Consider the following 19616-nt stretch of genomic DNA (forward strand, 5'->3'; position numbering starts at 1 on the left):
ATGTCCCCGTCCGAGGCGTCGCCTCCCGTCACCGACCTCGCCACCGCCCTCGACGCGGCGTCCGCCCTGGTCAGGGCCGGTGCGATCGGCGCGGCGCTGCGTGACCTGGACGCCCTGGCGACCGCCTCCGGGACCCTCGACGCAGCCGGGCGGGCCCGGCTCCTGGCGCTGCGCTCGGAGTGCCGGCTGGCCCGCGGCGACCTCGCGGAGGCGATGCGCCTGGTCGACGAGCTCACGCCGCACGTCGAGACGACCGGCCTCGCCGGTGCCTTCGCTCACCACGCCAAGGGTGAGCTCGCCGCGGCGCTCGGGGACGCCGAGAACGCCGCCGAGCACCTGCTCGCCGCCGGGCGGGCCGCCGCCGCCGGCCCCGAGGACCCCGAGCGGCTCCCCTGGCGCGCGGGCGCCGCGCTCGCGCTGGTGCTCACCGGCCGACACCACGAGGCGGCCGACCTCGCCGTCGAGCAGCACCGCATCGCCGTGGCCCACGGGTCCTCCTTCGCGATCGCCCAGGCCCTGCGCACCCTCGCCGCCGCCGACCCCGGCGGCCACCGCGTGGAGACCCTGCGCCAGGCCCGCGCGGCCCTGACGGGCGTCACCGCGGGCCGGCTCGCCGCCCAGGTCGACGCCGACCTCGCCGGCCTGCTGCTCCTGCGCCACGACCCCGCAGCCCTGCCCGAGGCGGTGCTGCTGCTGCGCGGGGCGGAGCTCTACGCGGGGCTCGAGGAGCTCTGGCCGCTGCAGAGCCGGATCCGGCGGCTGCTCGACCGCTGCGGGGAGTCGCCGCACCGGGTGCGCTCGGAGGCGCTGGCGGTCCTGACCCCCGCCGAGCTGCGCGTCGCCGGCCTCGTCGCCGCTGGTCTCACGAACCGCCAGGCGGCCGAGCGGCTCGAGGTCTCGGTCAAGGCCGTCGAGTGGCACCTCTCGCGCACCTACCGCAAGCTCGGCATCACCTCGCGCGCCGGCCTCGAGCCGGCGTTCGCCGTGCCGGCCTGACCCGAGGTCGTCGCCGGGCTCACGCGTCGAGGATCCGGCGCAGGAACTCGCCCTCACGCGCGTCGTCGAAGGTGAACGTGGCGTGCAGCTTCTTCTTGATGAGCGTCCCGTCGGGTCGATGCCGGTGCGCGCGGCACCAGGCGACGTTCAGCTGGTGCCCGCGCATGGCCGCGAACAGCCCCTCGTTCTGCGCGAAGTACGTCTCGGCGGACACCAGCGTCACCCGCTTGGGCTCGCGCACGAACGCCATCGAGAACATCGCGCTGCCGGCGAACCCCGCCAGCTCGGTCGCCGAGCGGAACATCTGCACCTGCTCGCCCAGCGGGTAGTCCTCGGGATAGACGATCTCGAACCCTCGCCGGGCGAAGAACTCCTCGACCTCGGCCGGGTTGGTCGCCGAGCGCTTCTCGTGACGGCGGCTGCAGAAGATCCGGTCTGCGTACTCCCGGGACGGCGCGTCGGCCGCGAGGTCGTCCCCGACGCGGTCGTAGACCTCGCGGGCCGCCTCGTGGACGTAGCCGGGCTGCGAGAACGCCGGCGTCACGGCGAGCAGGCGCTCGGGCCGGACCGGTCCGTCCAGCAGCACCAGGTCCTCACGCCGGACGCCGGCCGCCTCGTACAGCCGGTACTCCCACTCGGCGATCGTGGTGTGGGCACCGTTGACCAGCACCAGCGCCCGGAGGTCGGGGTGCGCCGCCTTGGCCTCCTCCCACGCCCAGAGACGCGAGAGCTGCTCGGTCATCGCGTGCCCGAAGTGACCGCGGAACTCCGAGTCGAGGTAGAACCACGTGCCGTCGAGGTCCGCGGGATCCGGTCCCTTCGTCTGGGCGAAGCGCGGCGCCGCCGGCACCGTGAACCGGTTGTTGAGCCGGGCCCGGAAGTTGTGCCGGTAGGTGTCGGGCAGCACGACGTTGTCGGTGCACAGCACCTGCCCCACCCGGCACTCCGCACGGTCGTACTCGCGCACCCGCAGCGGAGGCGCCCGGAAGGTCGTCTTGTAGACCATCGCGCTCTCGGACTCCGAGACCACGACCGGGGCCGGGTTCACGACCACCGAGCCGGGACGGCTCGTGAGCACCCGGCCGACGCGCCCGTCGGTCGCCTCGAGGTAGGCGTCGACCTCCTCCTCGCGCAGCTTCGCCAGGTAGGGCCGCCCGCGCGGGTTGGCGCTCAGCACCAGGTGGTCACCGCGCACGGTCACGGACTCGACCGCGCGGGCGAGGTGCAGGTCGTCGGGGTCGAGCACGTCGTCGGGCAGCAGGCTCGACCGGACGGCGGTGAGCGCGGTCTCCGCGGCCCGGGCACCCTCGGCCCGGGCGTCCATGACGACGAGGAGCCCGCCGCGGCGGAGGTGGAAGAGGATCTGCCGCGACCTCGCCCCCCGCTCGTCCGCCAGGTCGAAGATCGCGTCGAAGGACCCGGCGGCCGCCAGGGCCACGTGCAGGTCGGAGTCCCCGACGGCCGGGTCGAGCACGGTGAGGCGGGCCTGCGGCCACACCTCGAGCAGCGCCCGCGCGATCGGGGGGTCGGCCACATCGGCGACGACGGCCACGGCCGGAGCGGGCCGCTCCCCGAGCCGGAGCAGCAACGGGCACAGCGCGACCGCGAGATCCGCATCCTCGAGCTCCTCCAGCCGGTCGGCGGCGGTCGGCTCCGGACGGGCCAGGCGGGCCATGGCCCCCCTCACACCCGAGCGCACGACATCAGCAGTCACGGATCTCACACCACGTCTACGCCGCGCGACCCTGAGGGGGTTGTCGAGCGCGGCGGACGACGTGCTCCCGACCGTGGGACGGACGTGGCCGGACCGGTCAGTCGCGCAGCGGGTGCGCGATCTCGTCCTGGGGCAGCCGCGCCCAGACCGTTGCGACGACGGCGGCCACGCCCGGCACCACCGCGGCGATGAAGAACGTCGTGCGCAGGCCGATGGCCTCCGAGACCGGTCCGGCCAGCGCCATCGACACCGGCATCAGGCTGATCGACACGAAGAAGTCCAGCGACGCCACCCGCCCCAGCAGGTGGGGCGGGACCCGGCGCTGCAGGAGCGTGCCCCAGATGACCATCGGGGCCGAGAACATCGCACCGAGCACCAGCGCGGCGACGACGACCTGCCACACATCGGTCGCCACGCCCATCACGGCGAGGGGTAGGCAGCCGACGCCCCACATGAGGTTCATGACGGTGAGGTAGCGGCGCGGCATCCGGAAGGACGCCATCGCCAGCGACCCGACCGCACCGCCGATGCCGAAGGCGCCGAGCACCAGCGCGTGGTCGCCCGCTCCGCCGCCCAGCCGGTCCTTGACCAGGAACGGCACCAGCACCTCCAGCGGCCCCATCAGCACCAGGATCATGATCGAGGCGAACAGCAGCGTCGCGAGCAGCCACGGCGTGCGCACCATGTAGTGAAAACCCTCGCGCATGTCGGCGAGGGCGCCGGCCACCGCCGGCCGGTCGTCGTCGTCGGCCTCCGGGTCGCGGCGTACGGCGGTCTTGGGCACGGCGGTCAGCGCCAGCAGCCCGAGCCCGGACGCGGCGGCCGCGACCCCGACCGCGGCGCTGGAGCTGAGCACGCCGACGACGACGCCCGCGACGCCCGGCCCCACGGCCTGTCCGATCGTGGGGCGGACCATGCCCTCGAAGCCGTTGACCGCCATCAGGTCCGACTCGGGCACCAGCGCGGGCAGCCACGCGGAGTAGGCGGGGTAGTAGAACGCCATGCCCATGCCGACCAGGAACGTCACGGCGGCGAGGTGCCAGAGCTCGGTGAGGTCGGCGTAGGACAGCGCGGCCACGGTGGCCATGCCGCACAGCTCGAGCGTGGCGACCCCGATCAGGATCGTCTTCTGCGGCACGCGGTCGGCGACGACACCGGCCAGCAGCGCCGGGAGCAGCACGCCCACGGCGCCCGCGGTGGTGACCGCCGACAGCTGGCCCGGGCCGCCGCCGATGCGGATGACCTCCCAGACCAGCCCGACGGTCCACACGCCGCTGGCGAAGGTGGTGAGGACGAGGGCGACGGCCAGCCGACGGTAGGCCGGGTGGCGGAACGGCGTGAGGGCGCGGGGCAGCTGCCGCCCGGGCGGCGGGTCGGCGACCCCGTCGGGGTCGACCTCGAGCTGGTCGGTCATGGCGTCCTCCGCGTCCCATCGTGACGGGAAGGACCGACAGGCGCGAGCCGACTCATCGGTGGCGCGGCGAGGCCGAGGTCGTGCTGCCCGATCGCGTGCATGACCCCAGTGGACAAGCTCAAGCCCGCTTGAGGTCAAGCGGCGCGCGCCTCCTCAGTCGGCGGGGAGGGCGACGTACGTCGTCTCGAGGTACTCCTCGATGCCCTCGAAGCCGCCCTCGCGGCCGAAGCCGCTGGCCTTCATGCCGCCGAAGGGTGCCGCGGGATTGGACACCAGGCCGGTGTTGACGCCGACCATGCCGAAGTCCAGCGACTCCGCCAGGCGGATGGTGCGAGCCAGGTCGCGGGTGTAGACGTAGGAGGCGAGGCCGTACTCGGTGGCGTTGGCGCGCTCGATCGCCTCGGCCTCGGTCTCGAACGTCGTGATCGGTGCGACCGGGCCGAAGATCTCCTGGGTGTTGATGGCGGAGCCCGGCGGGACGTCGACGAGGACGGTCGGGGAGTAGAAGAAGCCGGGGCCGTCGGGGGCGGAGCCACCCGTGACGACGCGGGCGCCGTCGTCGATGGCGTCCGCGACCAGCCGGGTGACGCCGTCGAGCGCCTTCTCGTCGATGAGCGGGCCGACGTCGACCCCCTCGTCCTGGCCGCGGCCCAGCCTCAGGCCGCCCATGCGCTGGCCGAGCCGCTCCCCGAACTCGGTCGCCACGCTGGCGTGCACCAGGAAGCGGTTGGCCGAGGTGCAGGCCTCGCCCATGTTACGCATCTTGGCGACCATCGCACCCTCGACGGCGGCGTCGAGGTCGGCGTCCTCGAAGACCAGGAACGGCGCGTTGCCGCCGAGCTCCATGCTCAGGCGCTGGAGCTGGTCGGCCGACTGCGCGACGAGCGTGCGGCCGACGGCGGTGGAGCCGGTGAAGCTGACCTTGCGGAGCCGGTCGTCGCTCTGCAGCGCGGTGCTGAGCTCGCCCGTGGACGAGGTCGTGACGACGTTCAGGACGCCGGCGGGGAGGCCGACCTCCTCCAGGATCGCGGCGAGCGCCAGCATCGTCAGCGGCGTCTGCGAGGCCGGCTTGACGACCATCGTGCAGCCGGCCGCGATGGCGGGCCCGATCTTGCGGGTGCCCATCGCGAGCGGGAAGTTCCAGGGGGTGATGAACAGGCACGGGCCGACCGGCTTGCGCACGGTCAGGAGCCGGCTGCCGCCCGCGGGCGCCTGCATCCAGCGGCCGTGGATGCGCACGGCCTCCTCGGAGTACCACCGGAAGAACTCCGAGCCGTAGGCCACCTCGCCCTTGGCCTCGGCGACCGGCTTGCCCATCTCGAGGCTCATCAGGTGCGCGACGTCGTCGGCGCGCGCGGTGAGCAGCTCGAAGGCGCGGCGCAGGATCTCGCCACGCTCGCGCGGCGGCGTACGCGCCCAGTCGGCCTGGGCCGCCACGGCGGCGTCCAGGGCCTCGACGGCCTCCTCGGTGGAGGCGTCGGCCACGTCGGTCAGCACCGAGCCGTCAGCCGGGTCGATCACCTCGATCCGGGCGCCGCTCGCGGCCTCCCGCCAGGTGCCGCCGATGAACAGGTTGCGCTGCTGGGCGCCCAGCAGGTCGAGTCCGGTCATGAAATCACTCTGTCACCTGGGGACAACCGGGGAAACGGATACGGGGTCACGGTCGGGGGCGTAGCATCGAGGAGTCGACTTTCGAGGGAGCACCGAGAAGGCGACGTTGGGCCCCTTGCCGACCCCATGCGGCAAGGGGCTCTCCCCTTTCCGGGGCACGTGCGACCCCCCGGCGGACGCCGACGCGGGGCCCGGCCGACGGCCGGGCCCCGCGTGGGGTGTGCGTTGCGGACGGGCCTACGGCACGTCGTACCTCAGGGTGTAGGAGCCCGAGCCGGAGTAGGCGTAGACCTCCACCCGGTAGGTGCCGGCACCGGCGGTGTAGGCGATCGACTCCGACGAGGACGAGCTCTCGCTGGCCGCGACGTCGGACCAGGTGCCGCTGCTGCTGCGCTTCTGCAGGAACAGGTCGAAGTCGGTGCCCGACGGACCGGTCAGGCAGGCGTTGATGACGCCTGCCGCAGCCGTGAAGCCCGACGTCGACGGCTTGTAGGACGAGGCGCGCGAGGCGACGGTGCCCGTGGCGGTGACCTCGGAACAGGTGCCGCCACCGGGAGGCGTCGAGCCGCCGCAGGTGGGCTCACCCGACTGCGCGGGGACCGAGACGGCGTCCCAGGCGGCCTTGACCTTGGCGAACGTCGTGCAGTCGGTCGAGCCGTAGAGGTTCTTGGTGGCGGTCAGCGTCGCCACCCGGGCCTTGCCGTGGGTCCACGACGAGGTCTTGAGCAGCAGGCCGTTGTAGAAGATCTTGCCGGCCGTCTGGATGCCGACGCCCGTCACCGTCGAGCCGTTGCAGGTCGGCGACGCCGGGGAGGCGTTGGAGCCCTGCGAGAGCAGGTAGAACCAGTGGTTGAGGGGACCCGCCGCCGCGTGCACCTCGGTGTTGGGGATGCTCGAGGAGTAGCAGTTGGGGTCGCCGACCGCGCTGGGGTTGTACATGTTGCGGATCGGGCCCTGACCGACCAGGTCGGCCTCCTCACCGACCAGGAAGTCGGCCGGGTCGTTGGGGTTGGCGGCGTAGGCCTCGGTGAGCGCCCCGAAGATGTCGCCGGCCGCCTCGTTGAGGCCGCCGGTCTCGTTGCCGCCGGTGGAGCCGCCCGGGGTGGTCTGGAAGACCCCGTGCCCGTTCTCGTGGGCGACGATGTCGATCGCGGTCAGCTGGCGCGCGTTGTCCTGGCTGTGGCCGAAGCTGAGGTAGCTGCCGTTGTAGAACGCGTTGACGTCGTTGAGGCCGACCCGGGCGGGGTAGTTGGTGCCGTCGCCCTTGATGCCGTTGCGACCCAGCCACGCCGAGAGCATGTCGGTCTCCTTGCCGGCGGCGTACAGGACGTCGACGCAGGCGGTCTCCAGGTTGGTGCCCGAGCCGTTGCCCCACACGTTGTCCGTGCCGGTGTAGACGGCGCCGTTCTGGCCGCCGCACTTGAGGCCGGGGTGACCGCCGTCGGTCATGGAGTACGACGAGCCCGAGCCGGACGTGCCGATGGTGACCGCGCCGTTGTAGTAGCCGGTGCCGCTGCCGTGCCGGACCAGGTCCCACGCGAGCAGCACCTTGCCGGTGCGCGCGTCGGTCCACACGGTCTGGATGGACGGGCTGCCGGCCTTGCGCCCGGTCACCTTCGTGACCCAGGCGAGCCGGGGCGTGCCCTCGGCGTAGACGGTCAGGCGGGGCTTGGTGACGCGCGCCGCCCGGGTGACCTGGCGGCGGGCGGTGGCCCTGGCCTGGGCGCGGGTGACCGTCGGGCGCACCGAGGCGAGGGAGATCCGGCGCTCCTGGCCGCTCGTGGAGCCGGTGACCTTGCCGGAGCCGTCGACGGCGAGGACGAAGTCGCCGCCGTAGACCGGGAGGCCGCGGTAGGTGCGCGTGTAGGCGACGTAGTGGCTGCCGCGCGAACCGGGGGTCGTCGCGACCCGCGTGAACGAGTCGCGGGCACCGGCGCGGAAGGCCGTGCGGTGCTCGCGCACGTAGTCGGACGCGGCCTCGATGGCCCGGGTGCGCCCCTCGCCCTGGGCCACGGCGCCTTGGGCGCGGGCGTCCTGGGTCTGGGCGGCGGGCAGGTCCGACGTGGAGTACGACGGCGCCTGCATGCTCAGCGCGAGCGCGCCGGACAGCGCGCTCGCCAGCGCTGCACCGAGCAGCGTGGTGGTTCTCATGGCTCTCCCTGGGGGGTGGTGGGGTGGGGTCCTGCGGTGGCCGACCGTGGGTGACGGTGCGGCCTGGACCCGAACCTAGGAACGCCACCCCCCGGGGGTAAGGGGGGAAACCCTTGTCGACCGGGTGGCGGCTGCTTCTCGGCTCGCGGGGTCTCGAGACGGGACTTCGTCCCTCCTCGACCGCCGGCGGTCCCGGGGGTTGAGCAAGGCGCCCTGGCGCCTGTCTCGAAACCCCTCCTGGCTACTCGGGGGGCTGGGGCACGAGGAGGGTGGCGAGCTGGGTGCGGGAGCGGAGGTCGAGCTTGCGGTAGATGCGGGTGAGGGTCGCCTCGACGGTCTTGACGCTGACGTAGGTGCGCTCGGCGATCTCGCGGTTGCTGGCGCCCTGGGCGACCTCGCGCGCGACGCGGCGCTCGCCGTCGGTGAGGCGGTCGAGGAGCGGGTCGACGCCGGGGCCGGAGCGCTGGGGCAGGAGCTCGGCCTGCACCTGGCGGACCCAGGAGCGGGCGTGGAGGGAGGTGAACAGGTCGTGCGCCTCCTGGAGCGCCGCCCGGGCCGCGGCGACGCGGCGGCGGCGGCGCTCGAGGTGGGCGCGGGTCACGAGGGTGCGGCCCAGGTCGATGCGCATGCCGACGTCGGCGGCCACCTTGGCGGAGCGGTCCAGGACCAGCTCGGCGCCGACCAGGTCACCCCGCGCGATGAGCAGCTCGGCCTCGGCGCGGTCGAGCTGGGCGGCGACGCCGTCGGTGCCGCTGCGGCCGTCGAGGACGCCACGCGCCTGCGCCAGCAGCGACTCGGCCTCGTCGAGCTGGCCGAGCAGGACGAGGGCGCCGACCAGCTCGGCCTGCCAGCGGTTGACGGTCGGGTCGGCGATCGCGTGCTCGCGCTCCAGCTCGCGGATCCGGGTGAGCGCGTCGCGGGCGCCGCTGGCGTCCCCGCTGCGCAGGAGCCCCTGCCCGAGCAGGATCAGGTGGCGCTGCAGGTAGCGGATGTCGCCGCGCTCCCCCGCGGCCTCCGCGCCCCGCTGGGCCAGCGTGACGGCCCGGGCCAGGTCGCCCCCCACGAGCTCGGCCTGGGCGGTGATGAACCAGCCGGTGTGGGCGCTCAGCCCGAACTCCTCCCCCACCGTGGTCGCCCGCTCGGCGTACTCCCTCGCCTCCCGGCACCGCCCGGTGCGCGCGGCGACCTCGACCAGGCACCGCAGGACGTGGACGTGGTCCATGCCGGCGCCCCGCTCGACGTGGGCCAGCATCGCCAGGAAGCCGGTCCAGGCATCGTCGAGGCGGTCGTCGTAGAGAGCGAACCGGGCTGCCATGTAGGCCGGCGATGTGTGCAGGAAGCCGGTGGGCACCGGGACATCGAGCGCGACCGCGCGTGCGAGGTGGTCGGCGTGGTCGAGGCCGAGCCAGCGGCGCGCGACGGCGAGCGCGGTCAGGCCCACGGCCAGGTCGTCGACGTCGCCCGAGGCCTCGAGGAGCCCCACGGCGCGCTCGGCCGACCTGGCGGCGGCGGCCGGACGCGACTCCATCAGCGCCATCCGCGACCGCTGGAGCAGGACCATCGCGACCAGTCGGTCGTCCTCGCCCGCGTCGGCGAGCGCGGCCGTGAGCACCTCGTCGAGGAACGCCGGGCCGCTGCCGGCGAGCTCGGGTACGGCGAGGCGCACCCGCACCGCCTGGGCGGGGGTGGCATGCGTCTCGAGGAAGTCCGTGAGCCCGCGGTGGAGGAGCTCGACGTGGTTGCCGGGGGCGGCGGTCTCGACCGCCGTGGCCAGCCACTCGACCCGCTCCAGCGCCAGCTCGCAGGGCGCGCGGTCGGCCGCGAGCAGGTAGAGCTCGGCCGCGAGCTCGCGTCCACCGGACTCCAGCGCCTCACGGGCCGCGAGGCCGAGCTCGTGGGCCAGGTCGGCGTCGGGTCGCGGGTCGGCGAGCGCGACGTGACGCAGCCGCTCCGCCGGGGTCGCGGCGACGTCGGCCAGGCGACGGTGCAGCGCGGCGCGGTCGGTGGCGGCCATCGCGTCGGTCACGATCGTGCGCAGCATCGTGGGCGTGAACCGCACGGCGCCCTCCGGTCCCGTGACCAGGCCCGCCTGCGCCGCGCGGCGCAGCTCGTCGTCGGCGCTCAGTCGCCCGGCCCGTTCGAGCTGGCGGGCGGTGGGGCGGTGCAGCAGGGCGGCGTGGCACAGGGTCTCGCGCACGCCGGCGGGCTGGGCCAGGACGCGGTCGCGCAGCACCCGCTCGAGGCTGGTCGGGAGCGGGGTCGGGCGCCCGAGGAGGGACGGCGTGGCGCCGATCGCCCCGGTCAGCGCCAGCGCGAGCGACGGCACGCCGCCGGACTCGACGTAGACGGTGTGGGCGACGTCGGCGGGCAGACCGTGGGCGCACAGCAGGTCGACCATGTCGTCGGCCGCGAGCGGCGGCACCTCCACCGGGTGCAGGTCGCTGACGTCGACGTCCGCGTCGGCGTCGCCGGGCCCGACGGTCGCGACCACCGCGACCCGTCCGCGCAACCGGCGCCGGGCGTAGCCGACGATGCGCGAGGACTCACCGTCGAGCCACTGCACGTCGTCGAGGAGCAGCAGGATCGGCTGCTCGGTGCCCCAGGCGTCGAGCACCGAGTGGAAGGCGGCCGCGAGGTCGGAGCGCAGGTCGTCGGTGGCCTCGATGCCGACGAGCCCCGCCTCGACCACCGCACGCGTGGTGTCGGGCAGCCCTGCGACGTACGTCGCCGGCACCTGGGCCAGCAGGTCGCGCAGGGCGGCGAACGGCAGCCCGTGCTCGTCGGCGGCGCCGCCGGCCCGCAGCGAGACCGCCCCGCGACCGGCGCGGTGGTGCTCCTCCAGGTGGTCGAGCAGCGCGCTCTTGCCGACCCCCACCGGGCCGTGGAGCGCGACGGACTCGCCCCGCCCGAGAAGGACCTGGACCTCCGAGAGCAGGGTGCGACGGCCGACGACCCGAGACATCCCTGTCAGGGTAGGGCTGGCAGTGCCGCAGGGACAGCCCTCCGGCGCCCCGAGACGCCAGCTCCCCGCGGGGTAGTCCCTGACGCTCGTGTCGTCTGGGGGCCTCTTCGATGACACCAACGTCAGGGACTACCCCGGCGGGCGCGACTCAGCGGGCCTTGCGCAGGAAGGCCTCCAGGATCGGGCCGGCGGTGCGGGAGCCGGAGGCCCCGACCTCGACGAAGACCGCCACCGCGAGGTCGCCCTGGGCCGCGATCATCCATGCGTGGGTCTGGACCCGGCCGTCGCGCTCGAACTCGGCGGTGCCGGTCTTGGCGATCACCTCGGGCCCGGGGACGTCCAGGAGCCCGGCGCCGCTGCCGTCGGTGACGACCCCGCGCATCATCGCCTTGAGCTCGCGCGCCTCGCTCGGGCTCAGCGCCTTGACGTCGGGCGGCGTCACCTCGACCGAGGGCAGCAGCCGGGGGACGACCACGGCGCCGCGCTGCACCGAGGCGACCACCGCCGCCATGGCCATCGGCGAGGCCAGGATCCGCCCCTGCCCGATCAAGTTGGCGGCCTTCTCGGTGCGTGAGGCGGCCGGCTCCACCTGGCCGAAGTAGGCCGGGAAGCCGAGGTCGTGGTCGATGCCCAGGCCGAGCGCGGAGGCGGCCTCGAAGAGGTCGAGCTCGCCGAGCCGGGGCGCCTGGGAGATGAAGGCGGTGTTGCAGGAGTTGGCCAGGGCGGTACGCAGCGGGATCCGGCCGATCGCCGAGGCGGGGTAGTCGGAGTAGTTCTTGAAGCGCTTGCCGTCGACGGTGATCGTCGTGGTGCACGGCACGGGGGTGTCGGGGGTGACGCCGGCGCGCAGCAGCGCCAGGGCGCTGGCGGCCTTGAACGTCGACCCGGGGGCGAACTGCCCGAACGTGGCGATGTTCTGGCCACCGGTGCCGGGACCGTTGGCGGCGACGAGGAGGTCGCCGTTGCTCGGGCGGAGGGCGACGATGGCGCTGGACGGCCCGACGTCGCGCAGCAGCAGCTCCGCCTCGATCTGCAGGTCGAGGTCCATCGTGAGCTTCAGCGGCTTGCCCGGGGCCCCGTCCACGCGGAACAGCTCGCGCTCCTTGCCGTCGGAGCCGACCGCGTTGACGACGGCACCCGGGGTGCCCTGCAGCTGCTCGTCGTAGCGGGACTGCAGGCCGGAGAGCCCGGCCTGGTCGCCCGGCTGGTAGCGCTCGGGCTCCTCGGCCACCATCTCGGCGGTGACCTCCCCGACGGTGCCGAGGATCGGCGCCGCGAACTCGCGTGACGGCGCCAGGGGTACGTCGTCGCCGAGGGCGCGGGCGCCGGGGATCTGCTCGTAGCCGTCGCCGACGCGCTCCGGCACCTCGTCGGCGCGGTAGACGATGGCCTCGACGAACGCGAGCTCGCCCGCACCCGTGACCTGCTTGACGAAGGGGGCGACGTCGATGCCGACCAGCCGGGCGAGCCGGCGCGCCGAGGCACCGGCCTGGGCCTTCGGCACCTGGCCGCGGTCGATGCCCAGGCGGACGACGTCGCGGGGGGTGACGATCTTGAGCCCGCGCGCGCCGAGGATGTCGCCGCGAGGGGCGCGGACCGGCGTGAGGTCGAGGGTCGTCGACTCCCCCAGCGTGGGCTCGACCAGCTCGCGCGTCCACACGACCTGCCACTCGTCGTCGACGCGGGTCAGCGTCGCCTCGCTGTCGTAGGTCCAGGGCTGGTCCGGGCTGACCGGCCAGGACCACGAGAGCGTGGCGGTCGCGGTGTCGCCCTCGGTGGCGACGTCACCGGCCTCGACGGCGGGCTCGACGTCGCCCATGCCCTCGACGACCTCGCCCAGCTCGGCCTTGACCTCCGCCGACGTCACCTGGGTGAACGTGACGTCGGCGAGGTCACCGCTGACCAGCCCGGCGGCCAGCGCCTCCGCGGCCGCGTCGGGGGCCGGGCCCTCGTCGGCCGGGTCGCCCGAGGAGTCGCACGCGGCGAGGAGCAGGACGAGCGCGGTAAGGCCCGCGAGGCGAGAACGCATGCGTCCCTTCTAGCATCCGTCGCCCTCGGGCCTCGCGATCAGTGGCGGGCGAGCCACCGCTCGAGGTCGATGCCCGCGCGCCGGGCTGCCACGCGTGCGGCACGCGTGGTCAGGTCGGGCACGCGGAACGTCTCCGGCTCGATGCGCGCGTCGACCGCGGCGTAGCGGCGCTGGGAGGCCAGGATCTCCGCGGCCGGCACCCGCGCCCCGTACGACGTGGTGGTGCCGCGCGCGGCAGCGCCGGTCAGCAGCGGGCTGACCAGCGGCGCATAGCCGGAGGAGTGGCCGAGGCGGTTGGGGTGGTAGCTCTCGCTGATCGGGTTGGACAGCCCGTTGAGCCACTCGGGGCTGTCGCAGACGGCGTGGCCGGTGAAGCGGCTGGTGGGGTTGGCGAAGGTGAAGCCGCGCGCGGACGCGGCGGCGGCCAGCTTGCTGTTGAGCAGGTCGGCGGTCTGGTTGAGCCGCGTCTCCTCCGCGGGGGAGAACCACGTGAGGGCGTTGCAGTCCTCGCCCTGGAAGATCCGGGGGTAGCCCACGACGACCACCTTGGCGCTGGTGGCGCGTGAGCGGATCGCGGAGTACAGCGTGCTCAGGCGGCCGGGCAGGGTGGTGCGGATGAAGGCCTGCGCGGTGTCGATGGCGCCGTCGCAGTCGCCGGCCCACCAGGGCGTGGCGCACTCGGTGAGCACGCCGGTGAAGTCGGCGTCGTTGCCGCCGACCGAGAGCGTGACGTAGCGCGTGGTCCCCGACAGCGCGCTGAGCTGGGCGCTGGTTACGTCGGCGATCTTGGCGCCGGAGCAGGCGCGCAGGTTCAGCGCGTAGCCGCGGGCAGCAGCGAGCAGGCTCGGGTAGGCGTACGTCGAGCGCTGGCAGGAGGTGCCGTCGGCGAGGTAGGAGCGGGTGCCCGTGCCGGAGGAGTAGGAGTCGCCGAGGGCGACGTAGGACGGACCGGCCGCCTGGGCGGGCGGGGCCACGAGGAGCGTGGCCGTGGTGCCCAGCGTGGTGGCCAGCGCTGCCAGGGCGAGCAGGGCGGGACGAGCGAGACGTGTGAGCACGTGAGACCTCCGAGACGCGGGCCGCCACGGCGGTGTGGCGCGCGTCACACACCATGCCACTACCAGTGGGGCGTCGACCAGAGCGCGCCGCCGTCGGCCGCTCCGGTCACGAGGTCCTCGACGTGGTCGCGGAAGCGCGGGCAGGTCGCGATGTCGTGCGCCCGGCAGCGCAGCGCGTGCTCGGTCATCTCCCGCGAGCGCTGCATCTCGAGCATGCGCCGGTCGAGGTCGGCGACGTGCTGCTCCAGCACCCGGTGCCGGTCGCCGGACTCCGCGTCCAGCAGCACCAGGATCTGCTCCAGGCTCATCCCCGCGGCCTTGCTGCGCAGGATCACCGCGACGCGGTAGACGTCGTCGCGACCGTAGCGGCGTCGCCCGCCGCCGTCGCGGACCGGCGCGAGGAGGCCGACGTCCTCCCAGTGGCGCAGGACGTGGGTGGCCACCCCGAAACGGGCCGCGAGCTCGCCGACCGACAGGTCGACCTGGGCGCTTGACTTCATGTCAACATGAAGACACATCCTCGTGACTGACACAAGTTCTCGACGTCAGGAGACGCAGATGCAGATCGACCAGTACGACGTGATCGTGGTCGGCGGCGGACCCGCCGGCCTCCAGGCGGCCCTCACCCTGGGCCGCATGCACCACCAGGTGCTGCTCCTCGACTCGGGGAGCTACCGCAACGACCCGACGGGTCACCTGCACAACTTCGTGACCCGTGACGGGACGCCGCCCTCGGAGTTCCGTGCGCTCGCCCACCGCGACCTCGACGAGTACGCCACGGTCGAGCGGCGCTCGACCACCGTGGCCTCGGTCGAGCCGGCCGGCGACAACGCCGCCGGCGACGGCTTCACCGTGACGCTCGCCGACGGCTCGCAGGCACTCGGGCGCCGGGTGGTGCTGGCGACCGGGCTGCGCGACACGCTCCCCGAGCTCCCGGGCCTGGAGGAGCTCTGGGGCGACGTGGTCGCGCACTGCCCCTTCTGCCACGGCCACGAGTTCGCCGGCGGGCACGTGGCGCTGCTGGGGGCCGGCCCGCACGTCTCGCGCCTCGCGCTCATGGTGTCGCGGATCGCCGACCGGGTCACCGTGCTGACCGACGGCGGCGACCTGGACGCGCCGACGCTGAGCCTGCTGTCGGGTGCGGGGGTCGCCGTGCGGGACGACCGCGTCAGCGGCCTCGCGCCCAGCGAGACCGGGGCGACCGTCTCCTTCGCCGCGGGGCCGGACGAGGAGGCCGCCGGGGTGTTCGTGTCGACGACGCTCACCCAGTCGGCGCCGTTCGCCGAGCAGCTGGGACTGGCGATGCTGCCCTCCGGCGGCATCGAGGTCGACGTCATGGGCCGCACCAGCCTGCCCGGCGTCTACGCCGCCGGCGACCTGGCCCACGTGGCCGAGCTGCCGATGGCGTTCGCCTCCGTCCTCACCGCCGCCTCCGCCGGCCTGGTCGCCGGCGCCGCCTGCGTCGCCGACCTGCTCGCGATCGACCACCCGGTGCCGGTGCCGGCGTAGCGCAGGGCAGCAGGGACACCCGGTCCGGCGCACGGAGCAGCGTCGTGCCACGATCCTGCCCATGATGGTGGCCGAGGCCCTGATCGAGCGGGCTGACCTGCAGAAGCGCGTGGAGCAGCTGCGTCAGCGCATCGAGACGAACGCCCGCTACCAGGAGGGCGAGGAGCCCTCCGAGGACGCGGCGGCCCTGCTGCGCGAGTGCGGTGACGTCCTCGTGCAGCTGCGTCGTCTGGTGACGGCGATCAACCTGACCAACGCCACCACGACGGTGGCCGACGGCCGCACCCTCACCGAGCTCCTCGCCGAGCGTGAGGCACTCCGAGCACACCACTCGCTGCTGGTCGCGGCGGCGGCGGCCGCGTCGGGCAGTGGGCACGGATACCGCCAGATGCGCAGCGAGCTCCGTCAGATCGCGGCGCTGCCGGTCGCCGAGGTACGGCGCCAGGCCGACCAGGTCGCGCAGGAGCTCCGGGCGCTCGACGTCCTGGTCCAGCGGACCAACTGGGAGGCCGTCCTGGTGGAGGTCTGAGCTCAGACGTGGTGAGTCGGTAGGCGCACCGGAGCGAGCACGAGCCGTGCCGGGCGGCCAATCCCGGCTCCGCGGCGCGGTGGGCAGCGCCTGGCCGACTGGCCTTCACGCACAGCCCAGCACCGTTCACCGGTGACACCGCACGCAGGACGACTCATCACCGTGTGCTGGCCGGTCGCCGAGGGCGGGTACGGGGACCTCACCGTCTGAGCTCGTGACCGCCCCTCGGAGCGGCACCGTCGAGTACGTCGCCCGCCGCCGAGGCGCCATGGCAGGATCGCGCGGGTGGTGGGTCTGGCGCGGGCGACGGGGTGGGCCGAGCGCGTGTGGGGGCGGCCGGTCACCACGGCCACGCCCCTGCGCGGCGGGTGGACCTCCACGATGCTGCGGCTCACCGCCGCCGACGGCGAGCAGGCGGTCCTGCGGCTCCTGACGCGCCAGCCCTGGCGCCACCACGGGTCCGCGCTGCTGGGGCGTGAGTCCGAGGTCCACACCCTCCTCGCCCGTACGTCGGTCCCGTCACCGCGCAGCCTCGGGGTGGATCCGACCGGCGAGCTGGCCGGCCACCCGGCCCACCTGATGACGCACCTCCCCGGCGCGCTCGAGCTGCGCGCCTGCACCGACGAGCTGCTGGCGAGCCTCGCAGGGACCCTGCACGACATCCACGCGGTCGACCCCGGGCCGGACCGGCCCCGCGAGTACGAGTCCTGGGCGTCGCCCGCCAAGCGCGTGGTGCCGCCCTGGGCGGCGCGGCCGGGCCGGTGGCGCGAGGCGTTCGCGCGGCTGGACGCCGGTCCGCCGGCGTACCAGGGGCGCTTCCTGCACCGCGACTTCCACCTCGGCAACGTGCTGTGGCGAGACGGGTGCGTGAGCGGTGTCGTCGACTGGGTGGAGACGTCCTGGGGGCCGGCCGCGCTGGACGTGGCGCACGCCGCGACCTACCTCGCCCTGCTGCACGGCGGCGACGCCGCGGAGCGCTTCACGACCGCCTACGGCCAGGACGACCACGAGCCCTACTGGGCGCTGCTCGACGTGGTCGGCTACCTGCCCGACCCCACCAAGGTGGCGACGCCGTGGCGCGAGCTGGGGATCGACGTCGGCGACGACCTGGCCCGGCGGCGCCTCGAGGACCGGCTGGAGCGGGTGCTGTCGCGCGCGGGGTGACCGCACGCGACAGCGTTCAGCTCTTCTTGTGGCGCGGCTTCTTGAAGGGGCGGTCGCCGCCGTCGGCGCCGTCACCCTCGGGCGGGCGGGTGCGGTTCATCCGCGGGCCCTTGTCCTCGGTGAGCTCGATCAGCTTGCCGCTGATGCGGGTGTTCTCGAGCTTCTTCCAGACCTCGGCGGGCAGCTCGGCCGGGAGCTCGACGAGCGAGAAGTCCGGGCGGATCTGGATGTGCCCGAAGTCGCCGCGGCTCAGGCCGCCCTCGTTGGCGATGGCACCGACGATCTGACGCGGCTCGATCTTGTGCCGACGGCCGACGTTGATCCGGTACTGCGCCATCGGCTGGTCGGAGCCGCCGCGCGGGCGGCGCTCCGGCCCCGCACCCTGGCCGCCGCGCTCGGGGCGGTCCTTGCGAGGTGCCCGCTCGGCGCGGTCGGCGCGCTCCTTGGCCTGCGCACGACGCTCGACCTCGGGGTCGAGCAGCAGCGGGGTCTCGCCCTGCATCGCGATCGCGAGCGCCGCGGCCACGTCGACCTCGGGCACGTCGTTGGCCCGGATGTAGTGGCTCACCACGTCGCGGAAGAAGCCGATGGAGGGCGAGCTCAGCGCCTGGGTGATCTGGTCGTCGAAGCGCGCCAGACGCGTGACGTTGACGTCCTCGGCGGTCGGCAGCGCCATCTTGGTCAGCGGCTGACGGGTGGCCTTCTCGATGTGCTTGAGGAGGTACTGCTCGCGCGGGGTCACGAACGAGATCGCGTCGCCCTTGCGCCCGGCCCGGCCGGTGCGGCCGATGCGGTGCACGTAGGACTCGGTGTCGGTCGGGATGTCGTAGTTGATGACGTGGCTGACCCGCTCGACGTCGAGCCCTCGGGCCGCGACGTCGGTCGCGACCAGGATGTCGAGCTTGCCGGACTTGAGCTGGTTGACCGTGCGCTCGCGCTGCACCTGCGCGACGTCGCCGTTGATGGCCATCGCGGAGAAGCCGCGGGCCCGCAGCTTCTCGGCCAGGGTCTCGGTCTCGTTCTTGGTGCGGACGAAGACGATCATCCCCTCGAAGTTCTCGACCTCGAGGATGCGCGTGAGGGCGTCGACCTTCTGCGGGTAGCTGCAGATGAGGTAGCGCTGCGTGGTGTTGACCGAGGTCGTGGTCTTGTTCTTGACGGTGATCTCGACCGGGTCGTTGAGGTACTTCTTCGACAGGCGTCGGATCTGCGCGGGCATCGTCGCCGAGAACAGCGCGACCTGCTTGGTGTCCGGGGTGTCGGCGAGGATCGTCTCGACGTCGTCGGCGAAGCCCATGTTGAGCATCTCGTCGGCCTCGTCGAGCACCAGGAAGCGCAGCTCCGAGAGGTCGAGCGTGCCCTTCGCGAGGTGGTCCATGATCCGGCCGGGGGTGCCGACGACGATGTGCACGCCGCGACGCAGGGCGCTGAGCTGCACGCCGTAGGCCTGGCCGCCGTAGACGGGCAGCACGTGGACGCCGCGCGTGTGGGCGGCGTACTTCTCGAACGCCTCGCAGACCTGGAGCGCCAGCTCGCGGGTCGGCGCGAGCACGAGGGCCTGCGGCTTCTTCTGCTTGACGTCGAGCTGGTCGAGGATCGGCAGCGCGAACGCCGCGGTCTTGCCGGTACCGGTCTGCGCGAGGCCGACCATGTCGTTGCCGGCCAGGAGCGGCGGGATGGTGGCGGCCTGGATGGCGGACGGGCTCTCGTAGCCGACGTCCTTCAGGGCCTTGAGCACTGCGTCACCGAGCCCGAGGTCCGCGAAGGTGGGAGTCGCTCCCTCGATCGTGTCGGTCTCTGATGGTGTGGTCACCCGTCAACGGTAGTGGCTGCGCGCCCCAGCGTCAGATTCGCCAGCGCGGTGGCTTGTATCACGCGGTTCGCAGCGCCCTCACCCGGCGTACGCCGTGGCGACCCGGGTGGCGATCCGTCGCAGCTCGTCGGCGGTGCGGAGGACGTCGCCGATGCCGTTGTTCCTCGCGTCGACGACGAGCAGGCCCTCCTCGACCTCGGCGATGATGCGCGTGTGCGGTGAGCCCACGTAGTCGCCGGTGAGCATGACGGCGCGCACGCCGCCGGCGAGACGGACCTCCCGCTGGGCGAGGCTCGGGTCGCTCTCGAGCTCGACCAGCTCGGCCAGGGTGTCGCTGCCGTCCTCGAAGCGCCACGTCAGCTCGAGGCTGTCGTCCGGGTCGATCCGGGAGAAGCAGTGCACCTCGAAGCCCTCCTGCGGACCGATGACCGTCTGCGAGGAGCCGGCCCACTGCGAGAGCTGCTCGTCGTCGACGGTGTCGCACGGCGGGCCGGTCTCGTCCTCCTCGCCGGCCCCTTCGCCCTCGGTCGCCGACCCGGACGCCGTGGCCTCCGGGCGGTGTGGCCGGCCGGCCTCGCGGTCCGCAGGCTCGTCATCGCTGCAGCCGGCGAGCGTGAGGACGAGGAGTGCGGTCGCGCCGGCGAGGAGGCGGGTCATGACTCGTCCCTA

The 19616-nt window shown here is 73.8% G+C and carries 14 protein-coding genes; 4 read left to right on the plus strand and 10 right to left on the minus strand.

From position 1 onward, the window contains the following. Positions 1-996 carry a LuxR family transcriptional regulator gene (locus E4622_RS12410; protein ID WP_134740474.1) on the plus strand — a complete coding sequence of 332 codons (996 nt, stop codon included), beginning with the start codon at positions 1-3 and terminating at the stop codon, positions 994-996. 19 nt (positions 997-1015) lie between these two features. Here the strand turns inward: E4622_RS12410 and E4622_RS12415 are convergent, their stop codons facing one another. The 8 genes from E4622_RS12415 to E4622_RS12450 all read right to left on the minus strand — a co-directional run bounded on the left by E4622_RS12415 (position 1016) and on the right by E4622_RS12450 (position 14432). Beyond that, positions 1016-2671 (minus strand): glycosyltransferase 61 family protein, encoded by a 1656-nt coding sequence (locus E4622_RS12415; protein WP_134740475.1) that lies wholly within the window; start codon positions 2669-2671, stop codon positions 1016-1018. 136 nt (positions 2672-2807) lie between these two features. Then, the gene (locus E4622_RS12420) at positions 2808-4124 is read right to left on the minus strand and encodes an MFS transporter (RefSeq protein WP_134740476.1); all 1317 of its coding nucleotides are present in this window, start codon (positions 4122-4124) and stop codon (positions 2808-2810) included. A 153-nt stretch (positions 4125-4277) separates the two neighbouring features. Beyond that, entirely contained in the window at positions 4278-5735 is a 1458-nt protein-coding gene (locus E4622_RS12425) for an NAD-dependent succinate-semialdehyde dehydrogenase (RefSeq protein ID WP_134740477.1), read from the minus strand. 237 nt (positions 5736-5972) lie between these two features. Beyond that, positions 5973-7886 carry a M4 family metallopeptidase gene (locus tag E4622_RS12430; protein WP_209021893.1) on the minus strand — a complete coding sequence of 638 codons (1914 nt, stop codon included), beginning with the start codon at positions 7884-7886 and terminating at the stop codon, positions 5973-5975. A gap of 241 nt (positions 7887-8127) precedes the next feature. Further along, a complete protein-coding gene (locus tag E4622_RS12435; RefSeq protein WP_134740478.1) occupies positions 8128-10848 on the minus strand; it encodes a LuxR family transcriptional regulator in 2721 nt (906 codons plus the stop codon). A 148-nt stretch (positions 10849-10996) separates the two neighbouring features. Then, positions 10997-12877 carry a penicillin-binding transpeptidase domain-containing protein gene (locus E4622_RS12440; protein WP_134740479.1) on the minus strand — a complete coding sequence of 627 codons (1881 nt, stop codon included), beginning with the start codon at positions 12875-12877 and terminating at the stop codon, positions 10997-10999. Between the two features lie 38 nt (positions 12878-12915). Beyond that, complete coding sequence (locus E4622_RS12445) at positions 12916-13932, minus strand: SGNH/GDSL hydrolase family protein (protein ID WP_280633760.1); 1017 nt, start codon at positions 13930-13932, stop codon at positions 12916-12918. Between the two features lie 59 nt (positions 13933-13991). Next, positions 13992-14432, minus strand: a complete 441-nt coding sequence (locus tag E4622_RS12450; RefSeq protein ID WP_134740480.1) for a MerR family transcriptional regulator — start codon at positions 14430-14432, stop codon at positions 13992-13994. A gap of 58 nt (positions 14433-14490) precedes the next feature. Between E4622_RS12450 and E4622_RS12455 the strand changes: the two genes are divergently transcribed. The 3 genes from E4622_RS12455 (at position 14491) to E4622_RS12465 (ending at position 17134) form a co-directional block, all read left to right on the plus strand. Next, positions 14491-15441 (plus strand): NAD(P)/FAD-dependent oxidoreductase, encoded by a 951-nt coding sequence (locus E4622_RS12455; protein WP_134740481.1) that lies wholly within the window; start codon positions 14491-14493, stop codon positions 15439-15441. A gap of 61 nt (positions 15442-15502) precedes the next feature. After that, positions 15503-15970, plus strand: a complete 468-nt coding sequence (locus E4622_RS12460) for a DIP1984 family protein (RefSeq protein ID WP_167736060.1) — start codon at positions 15503-15505, stop codon at positions 15968-15970. A 285-nt stretch (positions 15971-16255) separates the two neighbouring features. Further along, entirely contained in the window at positions 16256-17134 is an 879-nt protein-coding gene (locus E4622_RS12465; RefSeq protein ID WP_209021894.1) for an aminoglycoside phosphotransferase family protein, read from the plus strand. Between the two features lie 16 nt (positions 17135-17150). On the opposite strand, the gene E4622_RS12470 is transcribed toward E4622_RS12465, so the two are convergent. Both E4622_RS12470 and E4622_RS12475 read right to left on the minus strand, forming a co-directional pair. Then, positions 17151-18947 carry a DEAD/DEAH box helicase gene (locus E4622_RS12470; RefSeq protein ID WP_134740482.1) on the minus strand — a complete coding sequence of 599 codons (1797 nt, stop codon included), beginning with the start codon at positions 18945-18947 and terminating at the stop codon, positions 17151-17153. 78 nt (positions 18948-19025) lie between these two features. Beyond that, the gene (locus E4622_RS12475) at positions 19026-19604 is read right to left on the minus strand and encodes a hypothetical protein (RefSeq protein WP_134740483.1); all 579 of its coding nucleotides are present in this window, start codon (positions 19602-19604) and stop codon (positions 19026-19028) included. Between the last annotated feature and the right edge of the window lie 12 nt (positions 19605-19616).

The organism is Nocardioides sp. 503, assembly GCF_004522095.1.
Classification (GTDB): domain Bacteria; phylum Actinomycetota; class Actinomycetes; order Propionibacteriales; family Nocardioidaceae; genus Nocardioides.